Origin of the sequence: Streptococcus oralis (genome assembly GCF_001579525.1) — a bacterium.
GTDB classification, from domain to species: domain Bacteria; phylum Bacillota; class Bacilli; order Lactobacillales; family Streptococcaceae; genus Streptococcus; species Streptococcus oralis_M.
The window spans coordinates 265,733-277,772 of record NZ_KQ970789.1; the positions used below are offsets into that span (position 1 = coordinate 265,733).

8 protein-coding genes are annotated in these 12,040 nt (G+C 36.0%); all 8 read right to left on the bottom strand.

What is annotated here, in order from left to right; all coding sequences use genetic code 11:
* Nucleotides 1-339 precede the first annotated feature (339 nt).
* Nucleotides 340-1,206, bottom strand: coding sequence for a methylenetetrahydrofolate reductase [NAD(P)H] (metF, locus tag SORDD25_RS04855; RefSeq protein WP_061852981.1), 867 nt, complete (start codon nt 1,204-1,206; stop codon nt 340-342).
* 94 nt (nt 1,207-1,300) lie between these two features.
* Nucleotides 1,301-3,550 (bottom strand): 5-methyltetrahydropteroyltriglutamate--homocysteine S-methyltransferase, encoded by a 2,250-nt coding sequence (metE, locus tag SORDD25_RS04860; RefSeq protein WP_061852835.1) that lies wholly within the window; start codon nt 3,548-3,550, stop codon nt 1,301-1,303.
* A gap of 243 nt (nt 3,551-3,793) precedes the next feature.
* Complete coding sequence (locus SORDD25_RS04865) at nt 3,794-4,156, bottom strand: TIGR02328 family protein (protein ID WP_061852836.1); 363 nt, start codon at nt 4,154-4,156, stop codon at nt 3,794-3,796.
* Entirely contained in the window at nt 4,140-4,544 is a 405-nt protein-coding gene (locus SORDD25_RS04870) for a YbgA family protein (protein WP_061852837.1), read from the bottom strand. Before SORDD25_RS04870 ends, SORDD25_RS04865 begins: the two co-directional genes overlap by 17 nt.
* A 103-nt stretch (nt 4,545-4,647) precedes the next feature.
* Nucleotides 4,648-6,249 carry a type I restriction-modification system subunit M gene (locus tag SORDD25_RS04875; RefSeq protein WP_061852838.1) on the bottom strand — a complete coding sequence of 534 codons (1,602 nt, stop codon included), beginning with the start codon at nt 6,247-6,249 and terminating at the stop codon, nt 4,648-4,650.
* Nucleotides 6,250-6,292: 43 nt separating this feature from the next.
* Complete coding sequence (locus SORDD25_RS04880; RefSeq protein WP_061852839.1) at nt 6,293-8,155, bottom strand: AAA family ATPase; 1,863 nt, start codon at nt 8,153-8,155, stop codon at nt 6,293-6,295.
* Between the two features lie 9 nt (nt 8,156-8,164).
* The gene (locus SORDD25_RS04885) at nt 8,165-9,409 is read right to left on the bottom strand and encodes a restriction endonuclease subunit S (protein WP_061852840.1); all 1,245 of its coding nucleotides are present in this window, start codon (nt 9,407-9,409) and stop codon (nt 8,165-8,167) included.
* Nucleotides 9,410-9,424: 15 nt separating this feature from the next.
* Nucleotides 9,425-12,004 (bottom strand): AbiH family protein, encoded by a 2,580-nt coding sequence (locus SORDD25_RS04890; RefSeq protein WP_061852841.1) that lies wholly within the window; start codon nt 12,002-12,004, stop codon nt 9,425-9,427.
* Nucleotides 12,005-12,040: the final 36 nt, after the last annotated feature.

The following is a 12,040-nucleotide window of genomic DNA, read 5'->3' on the forward strand; positions in this document are numbered from 1 at the left end:
CTTGCCTACAAAAATCAGGATACAAAGGGCGTAAAGAATCCCGTATGAAAATAGGAGATTGACGCAGTGTGCGATGCACACCAGGAAATCTATCTTTTTCACTAGGGATTTAGCCCGTGTTCAACTACCTAAATACCTTGAAAAGTTTAAAAATATTATTCTTTAGCATTTGTATCTTTTATAGCATAGCAGATTTGAATAGCTAAGAATATGTTTATACCCTCATCTTTGTATCAAGTACGTACAGAGTCTATTTTATCATATTTTTTTTAAAAAGTACGGGCTTTTCTATTAAAAAGGAACCATTCCCCTCACCTGAGAAGAATGGTTTGCTTTTTATTATCCTAAAGACTGATGGTTAAACAAGGCATGGGTTGCTTGGTGGATGTATTTTGCTGTTTCAGCATTGTTCATGGTGTAAAGATGCACACCTGCGACATCCTGGGTTACCAAGTCCACGATTTGATCCACTGCATAGGCAAGTCCTGCTGCTCTGAGCGACTCAGGGTCATGCTCATACTTGTCTAAGATAGCCTTAAATTTGCGTGGAAGATGGATATTCTCACAAGTCTTCAAGAGACGAAGCGCTTGGTTACGGTTAAGAATGGGCATAATCCCCGCATGAATGGGAACATCAATCCCCGCCAAGGTACACTTATCTTGGAAATCGTAGAAACGCTCATTGTCAAAGAAAAGCTGCGTTACGAGGCTGGAACAGCCTGCATCCACTTTTTTCTTGAGATTTTGAATATCCGAGATTTGGTTTGGAGAGTCAGGGTGCCCCTCTGGGTAGCAAGCACCAATAATATCAAAGTGAGGGGCTTGTTCCTTGATGAACTCGATCAAGTCCGTTGCATAGCAGAAATCCTTTTGTGGCTCCACATCAGGGATGATATCTCCACGCAAGGCTAAGATTTTCTGTACCCCAACCTTGTCCAAGTCCGCAATAGTTTCAGCAACCTTGTCCTTGGTCAGATAGATAGCTGGCAAGTGGGCAATGGTTGGAATCGCCAAGTCATTCTGGATAAAGTCAGCCAAACGAACCGTTGTTTCCTTGATATTAAATTTATTATTGCTGGCAGTCACACTGATAAAGTGCGGTGTCAGCTCCCGCATATCCTGCAAGGCTGAAATAATTTTATCATTACCCACAGCTGGGTTTGGAGGGAACACTTCAAATGAAAGTGACGGAGTTTGGCGTGACATAGTCATTATCCTTTTCTTTTTGATTTCATGATTGCTAAGCCAGCTTGGGCCAAGCAGTTCCTTGATCAGTCAGTGTCAAGAGAGAAATCTTATCTTACAATTTCTCACGCGCAGCTTTTGCTGCTTCGACAAGGCGGATCAAGCTTTCTTTTGTTTCTGGAATACCACGTGTTTTCAAACCACAGTCAGGGTTGATCCAAACTTTCTTGCTTGGTACTTTGGCAAGAATAGCATCGATTGTGTGGTCGATTTCGCCTTCATTTGGCACACGAGGTGAGTGGATATCGTATACCCCAGGTCCCACTTCTGTTTGGAAGTTTTTCGCTTTGAGTTCGTCCAAGATTTCAAGGTTTGAACGGCTTGCTTCAAAGGAAATAACGTCCGCATCCATGTTGTCGATAGCTGGGATGATATCTGTAAATTCTGAGTAACACATGTGGGTGTGGATTTGTGTGTCTGGCGCTACTGTTGAGTGTACCAAGCGGAAGGCAGGAATAGCCCAGTCAAGGTAGTCTTCGTACCAGTCGCTACGACGGAGTGGCAATTTCTCACGAAGAGCAGCCTCGTCGATTTGGATGATTTTCACACCTGCAGCTTCAAGGTCAAGAACTTCATCCTTAATAGCAAGGGCGATTTGAAGAGTTGAGTCCTTGATAGAGATGTCTTCACGTGGGAATGACCAGTTAAGGATGGTAACAGGTCCTGTCAACATACCTTTAACAGGTTTGTCAGTACGGCTTTGTGCGTAGCTAGACCATTTAACAGTGATTGGGTTGAGACGAGTGACATCACCCCAAATGATTGGTGGTTTCACCCCACGCATACCGTATGATTGTACCCAACCATTCTTAGAGAAGAGGTAACCTGACAAGTTTTGACCGAAGTATTCAACCATGTCGTTACGCTCGAACTCACCGTGTACAAGCACGTCGAATCCAACTTCTTCTTGCCATTTGATCCATTCGTCAATAGTTTCAGCAAGGAAAGCGTCGTACTCTTCTTGTGACAATTCACCCTTACGGAAGGCCAAACGTTTGGCACGGACTTCCTTAGTTTGAGGGAATGAACCAATCGTTGTTGTTGGAAGATCAGGAAGTTTGAAGGCTTCTTCTTGGATAGCTTCACGTTCTGCAAAGGCTGGCAAACGAGTGTAGTCTGCGTCAGTCAAGCCAGCGATACGGGCACGAAGTTCCGCATTTACACCCACACGCTCAGTCGCAAAGAGTTCTTTGTTAGCTGCAAGAGCTTCTGTACCTTGACCATTGCGGATAGCATCCAAATCACGAATCTCATCCAATTTTTCAACTGCAAAAGCAAAGTGGTTCAAGATAGCTGGCTCAAATTCTTCATTAGCAGTTGTAAATGGCACATGAAGAAGTGAGCATGAGCTAGTCAAAACAATGTTTTCAGCTGGGATTTGCTCAAGAATAGCCAAGCTCTTTTCGTAGTTGTTGCGCCAGATGTTTTTTCCATTGACAATACCTGCATAGAGAGTCTTGTCAGCTGGGAAGCCACCTTTAACGAGTTCAAGAGTTTTCTTACCTTCAACGAAGTCTAAACCGATGGCATCTACTGGCAAGTTCACAAGATCAGAGTAGACGTCACGAACGTCACCGAAGTAAGTTTGAAGCAAGACTTCAAGACCTTTTTTATCAGCCAAGAGTTTGTTGTAGATGTTCAAGAAGAGAGCTTTTTCTTCTTCTGTCAAGTCTTTAACAAGAGCCGCTTCGTCGAGTTGGATGCGAGTCGCACCAAGTTCAGCTAATTTAGCAAAAACTTCTTGGTATGCAGCTACTAAGCTATCTACGAAGTCTTCTGCTTTCACGCCTTCTTCAAAGTCTGATAATTGAAGGAAAGTGAACGGACCTACAAGGACAGGACGAGTGTTCAATCCAAGTTCTTTTGCTTCTTGGAACTCATCAAAGATCTTGTGACCAGCCAATTTAACTTGAGTGTCTTTTTCAAATTTAGGCACGATGTAGTGGTAGTTGGTGTTGAACCATTTCTTCATCGGAAGGGCACGAACATCCCCTTTTTCTCCTTGGTAACCACGTCCCAAAGCAAAGTAGCGCTCAAGGTCAGACAAGTCCAAGTTTTGAACGGATGCAGGTACCACGTTGAAAAGGAAAGCTGCATCTAGGAAGTTGTCATAGTGAGAAAAGTCATTTGAAGGAATTTCAGTGATGCCTTTTTCTTTGACAATGTTCCAGTGTTTTGCACGCAATTCTTTTGCTGCTGCCAAGAGTTCTTCTTCTGAGATTTCTTTTCTAAAGTATTTTTCAGTTGTAAATTTCAATTCGCGGAATTCGCCCAAACGAGGGAAACCGATGATCGTAGTTGACATGATGTGTCCTCCAAAATTTGTTGTTGAAACTATCTTAACAGAAAAGGAACTGTCTGTATAATTGTAAATAATTAGGCTTTGATATAGTTTGAAACTATATCACTCTTTTGGTCAAAAGAAAAGACTTGAGACCAGTGTCTCAAATCCTATGTATAGCTTGTTTTGTGGCTGTATTTTAGTTAGAATGCTCAAACGAGCTATTGATGATTCTCATCAGTGACTATGGCTTGGTATTAAAAAAGACTATAGGTTGATCCCCTTCTCTCGGAGATTATCCAGACACTCCTCATAGTATCTTGCATCATGCTCGCTGTAGATGGGACTGGTCAGCTTTTCCTCTGCTAAGTCTTGATAAGGAGGGCAGATCTTGCCACGGTAGTTCTTGTCCAGCCACTCTGGACTGACATTGTAGCCACGGTCAGCCATTTCCTCCATAATCAAGCGATGATAAGCATAGAGATGATAGGGCGAGTGGGTAAAGACATAGTCCACCGTCGCATGCTTTTTGCCCCAGCCATTGCCACGCAGGGCACAACATTCTCGATGTTGCCCCAAAAGTTGAGGACGGGGAAGTTGTGAAATCAAAGCCTCATGCCAAAGTCTCATGGGCGTCTCCTTTCAGTAAAGTCGAATATTGTAAATAGGTATTGGGATAGCAATCCAGCAAGTCTCTCGTCTTAGCGATTAAGTCTTCCTTAGAAGCCTGACCAAAGCGGTAGCGGTCCAACAAGAGCATGTAGTCCTTGCGCTCAGCATCTGTCGCTTTCTTTTTGAAATAGCCCCAAATATGCTGAAAGGCATTGCAAACCTGACCCCTGTGTTCTGGGATTTGACAGGCACGGTCGATCAGTTCTTGAACATGACTTACCTCTACCTCTTCATTCTTGAGATATTGGCGAATCTCATTGTAAATATTGCTGGAATGGCTCAAGACCAGGTACTTATTTCTAGCCCAGAGTTGCTGACACTGGGATTTTTGATTAGTTTGTTCCATGTTTCTCCTTGCTTTTTATCAGTTTCCAGGAAATATGGAAACAAAGTTGTATCCTAAAAATGAGCGAATTATGAGTGGAATATGAGCGAATCAATTAGCTCCATCACCCTTTAAAATGCTTCAAGAACTCTTCGAGCTCAGCATCGGCTTCTGGTGTGGTTCCGTGGAGTTGACCGAGCATTTCAAGTAGAGAAGCTGTTTGGTTTTGGATTGCTTCATTTGTCTCGTTAATCTTGCTGACGATATCTGTCAGTGGCTCGACTTCTTCTTCCTCAAAGGTGTCTACATAGCGAGGGATATTGAGGTTATAGTCATTTTCGACGATTTCTTCATAGCTTGCTATATGGGCAAACTTATCCATCTCCTCACGAGACTTGTAGGCTTCCAGAATCTTCTCGATATGAGCATCCGTCATGATATTCTGGTTTTTTCCCTTATCAAACTCCTTAGAAGCATCGATAAAGTAAACATCACGATTGGTCCGATTCTTTTTGAGAATGATAACCGTAGTCGGAATGCTGGTATTAAAGAAGATATTGGCAGGTAGACCGATAACCGTGTCAATGGCTCCTTCTTCTAGCAAGGCCTTACGAATGGTTCCTTCCGCATTTCCACGGAAGAGAACACCGTGGGGAAGAACGATAGCCATAACTCCATTATCCTGCTTGAGGTGGTAATATCCATGCAGGAGAAAGGCAAAATCAGCCTTGGACTGGGGTGCCAATTTCCCAAACGGAGAGAAACGAGGATCCGCCATAAAGCCAGAATTAGCTGACCACTTGGCAGAGTAAGGAGGGTTCATGAGAACACCATCAAAGTTGGTCGGTTCTTGAGTTGGCCAGTCTTCGTCTAGTGTATCAGCATTGTGGAGAAATTGATTTTCCACTGGAACACCGTGTAGGATCATGTTCATCCGAGCCAGGTTATAGGTCGAAGTATTGAGTTCCTGACCAAAATAGACCACCGTTTGCGGTTGATAAGAATATTTCTTGGCATTGAGCAAGAGAGAGCCAGACCCCATAGTCGCATCATAGATGGTAAAACCTAGCTGGTCCTCACGACCCAAAAAGGCAATCTGAGTCATGAGTTTGGCAACAGGTTGAGGCGTATAGAACTCACCAGCTTTCTTACCCGAATCAGTCGCAAACTTACCAATCAGAAACTCATAGGCATCCCCCAACATATCACCCGCATGACCTGCTACATCTAGCACAGCCAACTTTTTCATGACTGCACCCACCGTTTGGTTTTGCTTGTGCGGAGTTGCGCCTAGTTTTTTAGAGTAGAGGTCGATATCTTCAAAGAGATTTTCATAGAGTTCGTCACTCTGCTCGATATCACGAAAACCTTGGGCCAAATTTTCTAACTGAAAAGAATTTTCATTGACACGTGCTAGCATAGACGTAAAGGTCAACTCAGGCTTGATGATATAGTTGAGCTCATCCTTTATAACAGATACCAGATCTTCATGAGTCTCCGCATCCTCGTAATAATTGCGATAGACCTCAAGGGCATCCTCAAGACTATCCGTCCCCTCTTCCATAGTTTCTGCCACGAAAAAGAGCATCTTATCTGACAGGTACTTATAAAAGACCATGCCCAAAAGATAGGACTTATATTCATTAGCATCCATCTTAGAGCGGAGAACATCCGCTGAGTTCCACAGGGCTTGGGAGAGCGAATGGGAAGTTTGTGTTGTTTCCATAATGTTTCTTTCCTTCTTTTTAATTAATTCAAAAATCCATTTATTACTTCAATAGTTTCATTTCTAATTCTTCAAAATATTTATGACGTAATTCTTTGGATAATTCATTATCTAATGCAATACGCCTTAAAGCTTTATCTTTAAAGTTTGGAACTATTTTCGTGTTTCCTCTATGATTAATTATTTCATTTTTTAAGTTACAAATCTTTAAAATTGCTGAAAAATCAGATGAATCCAAACTTTCTTCAACGATAAAAGTTATATTATCAACCATTGAAGATGCATCAAATTTATTTACTAAATTTTTTAAAAATTCTTCAACATCTTCTTTAGTAGGTTTATTTTTTTCAATACAGTTACCTTCCAAAAATTCATCGAGTCTTTTTTTCAAAGCAAGACTTATTATTTTATCTTTCTTTTCTTTACAAGATTCAATGATACTTTGTTGAAGATTTTTAATTTTTTGTTGTTTTTCTTTGTCATTATCAAAATGTAAGCATGACTTCACGACTGCTTCATCAACAAGTATCATCTCTACTTCATTAAATGGAAGAACAAAAATACCCTGTTCTTTGTACACTTGAATACTACTTTCATCCATCCAATCATTATCTATAATTCCGTATGCTATATTACCATGTAAATGTTGTAAATTATTATAAGCTTTTGTATGTTGAATTACCTGTTTATGTCCTTGAACTGGTTTGACAAAACAAAATTCACTGAATAATTTGGAATATATTTGATAGTCCAGACTAGTTTTAGTTCCTTCACAAAATAGAATTGGCTTCTTCGTGCCAGATACTTCAGTTAACAAGGATAAAGGCATTTCTTGTGATTCTTCCAATATCTGATAATCCAAATTATAAGGTGCTTCAAATTTCTTACACCACATATAAGTAGCGTTTGATCTTGATTGAACAAAGTCCATATTATGTGAAGCAAAAATAAATTGACAATCATGTCTCTCTGATATTAGCAAATCCCATAATTCATTATAGACAGCAGCATTAAGGAATGTTTCTGGTTCATCAACCACAATATAGCTATTTTCTGGAGCAAGAAGAACACTGCCTATATAAAATAAAATACAACGTTCTCCATCACTAAGGCTATTTATACTATATTTAGAACCATTTTTTTCAACTTTAACAACTCTATCATCAGGCTCAAGCTCAAATTTTATTTCTGGGAAAATTTGGTTCCATATATATTCTACCCTATCCCATAAAGTTAAAGGTAAATCTTTTTCTTTTCTTGATCTACGAGTAACTATGTTTGTGTAGTCTTTTACTAACAATGTTATTAATTTAGTAAATGTATTTGAAATGCTATTTTCAATATGGGATGGATATAAATCAATTGAGTCATATTTAATATCTACTTGTTTAAATTCAGATATATATCTTTCTTTACTAATATTATTACGGTCATGAATATTTAACACAAAATACAGTAGTTTCTGAGCAGGTAAAACATACATCTCATCTATACTATTCTTTCGTAACTCATTAATAAGACTGGATTTTCCCGCTCCATTAGCTCCTATTATAACAGTTGTAGAATCAACTTTCGAAATAAAAGAAAAAAGTTTGATTATTTTAAAGTTCTCTATAATTTGAGGCAGATTTGATTTATATAAATTAGCGTCCATTTCAGAACAAAAGTATATGCTTTCTAACCAATTATCACGTAGATTTTTATACTTTTCTGTTAAATCATCAGATAAAAAATCATCATCTAGTTCTGTTTTAATTAATCTAATAAGTATTGAGAAATCAATATCTACGTTATAATATAAAGTCGATTCCCATTCTTCACAATAAGGTAATCTGGCATAATCATAAGAAATTCTAACTCTTTCAGATTCTATCCATTCAATTAATTCATTAATTGAGTTACACATGATTCCTCCTTAAATAAACATATCCTGCAAGAGTTTCTTTTTCAGTGTTTCTAGCTGAGAAATTTTATCTTGGTGAGTAGCGATGAGGTTATCGAGGTTTGAGAAGTAGGCACCGATGGCTTGTTGTTCAGAGATAGACGGCAATACAATAGGCATTTGGAGAAAAATAGAATCCTTTATAGCAAATCTATCTGCACGAGCACCCGAATCACCATTTAACTTCATAAATTTGTGCCAAGTATTAGTATTGAAAAACGTTTCTAAAAAATCTAAATCAATATTTAAGTTTACAACTCTAAAAACAAAGTATAACGGTGACATAACACCAGTTCTCCCTAGTCTATTTCGTTTAACTGGTCCTACTGGAGCATAGTTTGAAATTCTTGGATTATAAACAAAATCATTGTTTCTCACAACATAATATGTATTCAGACTTTTTTCATTAGAAATGTCTTTATCAAAAAAATCTCTTTGATTAATAATTCCAAATTCCGCTGAATTTGTAAAAGTTTCATTAAAATTGTTATCTTTATTTTTTTCTATTACTTTTTTACAGATATCAGATAATTGTACCTCTTTCCACTTTCCTTCAAATCCATCCAAACGTATCTCTGGAACAGTCTGCCCAGCTTTGGGAAACATCTTGGAGAGCATGGTTGATTTGAGGGATTGGTAGTTGGTAAGATTATCCTTGTAGCCTGCAAGAAGGTCATCGAGAGTGCTGAAGAGGGATCCGATGGCAGATTGTTCAGGGAGAAATGGGACACTCATTTTCATACTTTTCAATATAGCACTAGATAAATTTCCAATCGCACCATTTCCGCCTTGTACAAATTGTAACACTCGTTTATACTCATTTGAACTCATCCAAGCATTTACGAAGTAATTCTGCTCAGTTTTAAACAATAACATAAAACCACCATGGACAACTATTTCATCATCTGGTAAATTTTTTATAATTGCATGTTTTCCGACTAGCTTAGTGGATCCATTAGCTGCAGTTACTAAAATATCTCCATTGCTTACTCGGGGAATATTTATCACATCTTTACTTACAAATACATCATCATCTGATATCACGAATGAATCATCTACTATGTTCGAGCTTCTTAAAACCCGTGCTCCATTACTTCTTACGTCGTTTGGTTTATAGGTCAGACCTCTTCGTACTTCTACTTGAGATAATAACGAAGACTTCTGCCAATAATCGTTAAAATTATCAAATCTTAAAATAGGTAAGATTTTCTCTTCCATTTATTTTTTCTCCATTCACAAACTATATTTTTTATGTAGAGTAGTCGCAAATTTCCTTATTGCAGTATTAAGTTCTTGTTTATAGATCAATTTAATTTTATTATTCTTGAAAGGATACTCTTCATAATTTGCTGTGTCTTTTAGAGCTGTTTCTCCAAATTGTTTTTCATTTTTATTTTCAACATCAAAATTTAGTACATAATAAGTCAACGCTTGGCTATCAACCGCCCATGTTTTAGCAAATTCATTGATTTCTTTTTCAATATTTTTTGCCTCAACATAATTTGCTTCATCTACCTTTTCGGAGTGTTTTAATTTATTTTCAGAAATATACTTTAAAATCGCATCAAAAACACCATTTTTTGTTTCAAAAGATATTTTTTTAGTATTAGTATTTTCTAGATTATCTTCAATACTTTCTTCTCCCCTACTTATCTTATGATTATTTATATTAGTAAAGTTTAAAATAGGTTTCGAGTCTTTGTCTTTCTTATTTTCTATATTTCTAATCTCCTCACGCTTTTTATCATTTGCTTCTTGTTGTATGTTTTGTGCTTCAACCCACATATTTAACAGTGACATCTCTTCGCCATTATATGTAATATATCTAAGATTAGGAACAACATCAAATATTAATTTTTGACTATCATCAAAAACTGATATTTCTATTTCAGTCAAATTGGACAAATATTGGGTTTTATCTGTTTGATTATTATCATCAAACTTAAATAATGAAGAAAATCTATAAGTATCTGTCTCTCCTTTTATTTCATTTGTTTTCTCTGACAAAGATACACCAAGCAATTTTAAACATCTAATTTTTGATGAGAGAATAATTCCAGTGATAATTGGATCCACATCTACTTCTTGAGCATTAAGAATGAATGTAGACACATTGGGAAAGTAAATATCGTAACCAAACTCACTATTTTCTGGATAATCCAATTCAATATAGCGACTATTACTAACAAAATTTAGCAAAGAATAATCTATTTTAATATTTTCATTTTCACGAATTATTATTTTTTTCAAAGTGTTACTAATTATATCTTTAGAAACAATGATATTTACTATATATTCCTCACTGATATTGTTTTTACACATTTCAAAATATTCAATAGACTGAAGCTGACTGATATCAATCTCAACGTTTTCAACACCATCACAGTAAATTACACAATTACTAATTTTTATTTTTCTACATTTTTCAGTACTTGAAATTAAATTTTTTAGTTTCTCAATACTTAACGATGAGTTTGTAATTTCAATAGATTCACTATTTTTTATACATTCAATAAACTCTTTCATATCAAACAACTCATCCAAAAGCAACCTATCATCAGATTTTGCTCCAACTCCATCAATTATTACATGAAGTTTTTCATTGTATGTTTCATTTATATCTAAAAAACTTAAAATCTTTTTTAAAGATTCGCACTCTATAATACTCGATATTTTTAAATATTGAAACTGATTGAATATAAAAAGTTTATTAGTCAGTATGAACTTGTCAAAAGGATATATTATCGGCAAAGATACATTGAACATTCTTTTCAATAATTCAATATCATTATTGTCCAGCTGAATTGAAGTAGTATTATTGCCTCCAAATTCTAAATTTTTCTTACTATTTTTAACCAAAATATCATAGAATGGTACTAAAACTATTTTTTCTAAGATATCGGTATTCAAAATTTTATTAATCTTTTGTAATTTGATTAGATAATCATTACCAAAATAAAACAAATAAATTCTTTTTGATTTTTCAAATATTTTTGACAAGAATGGTAAATCACTTCCATAAATAGAGTGACCTATAATATAGGTATCAACTGAATTTTTCTTATATTTCTTTATTTTCTCTATCAATTGACTGCGTTTCTCAAATAAAGACGTATCTTTTTTTATTCGAATCAGTTTGTCATTGTCCATAGAACCTGGAACATTAAACCCGCTGTACTCTTCATTCCCAGTGAATCCACCTCCAAAAATAATGTTCTTATCAAATAAAGATCCGTGTACTTGAAAGTATTTTTGATTACTAACACTCCCAGTTTGAACTAGGTTTAAATCATATAAAGTACTTGTATAATTAAAGTTAACTACATCAGCATCTTTAAATATATTTTTATAAACCTCATTAACTACCAAACTGCTTTTATTATTCCTTTTAACTCTGTATGAATTATGCCATTTCTCGTAAAAATCAGACAAATAGGACGAAAATAAATCTTCTAACTCTTTAAGGTACATATTTATTTCAGTGACACTATATATACTCCTGATTTCATCGTCACTATTATAAGTTATCTCATTAATCTCTTTTATATGATTTTCAAAAATTGACTCTAAATCGTTCCAATTTAATGATTTCCCATCAAATTTTTGTAAAAATAATTTATTAAAATTATAAATATCTTCATTTGTTTCAAGTTTCTCTTCAACCCTTAAGTGCTCTACAAAATTATTGTACGAACTTTTTATCCCCACACTGATATCAAATCCGTTTCCTACTATAATCATTTTAGGATTACTTGAATTAGCATCGATTTCATCAGAATTTACTGATTTATTTTCAATAATATACTCAGACATTTATATGAACACCTCTTTATTTAGTTCTTAATTACT

Excerpts from the sequence above, each read along its gene's own strand:
- metF (WP_061852981.1), bottom strand. The coding sequence starts at position 1,206 with ATGTCACGCCAAACTCCGTCACTTTCATTTGAAGTGTTCCCTCCAAAC.
- metE (WP_061852835.1), bottom strand. The coding sequence starts at position 3,550 with ATGTCAACTACGATCATCGGTTTCCCTCGTTTGGGCGAATTCCGCGAA.
- SORDD25_RS04865 (WP_061852836.1), bottom strand. The coding sequence starts at position 4,156 with ATGAGACTTTGGCATGAGGCTTTGATTTCACAACTTCCCCGTCCTCAA.
- SORDD25_RS04870 (WP_061852837.1), bottom strand. The coding sequence starts at position 4,544 with ATGGAACAAACTAATCAAAAATCCCAGTGTCAGCAACTCTGGGCTAGA.
- SORDD25_RS04875 (WP_061852838.1), bottom strand. The coding sequence starts at position 6,249 with ATGGAAACAACACAAACTTCCCATTCGCTCTCCCAAGCCCTGTGGAAC.
- SORDD25_RS04880 (WP_061852839.1), bottom strand. The coding sequence starts at position 8,155 with ATGTGTAACTCAATTAATGAATTAATTGAATGGATAGAATCTGAAAGA.
- SORDD25_RS04885 (WP_061852840.1), bottom strand. The coding sequence starts at position 9,409 with ATGGAAGAGAAAATCTTACCTATTTTAAGATTTGATAATTTTAACGAT.
- SORDD25_RS04890 (WP_061852841.1), bottom strand. The coding sequence starts at position 12,004 with ATGTCTGAGTATATTATTGAAAATAAATCAGTAAATTCTGATGAAATC.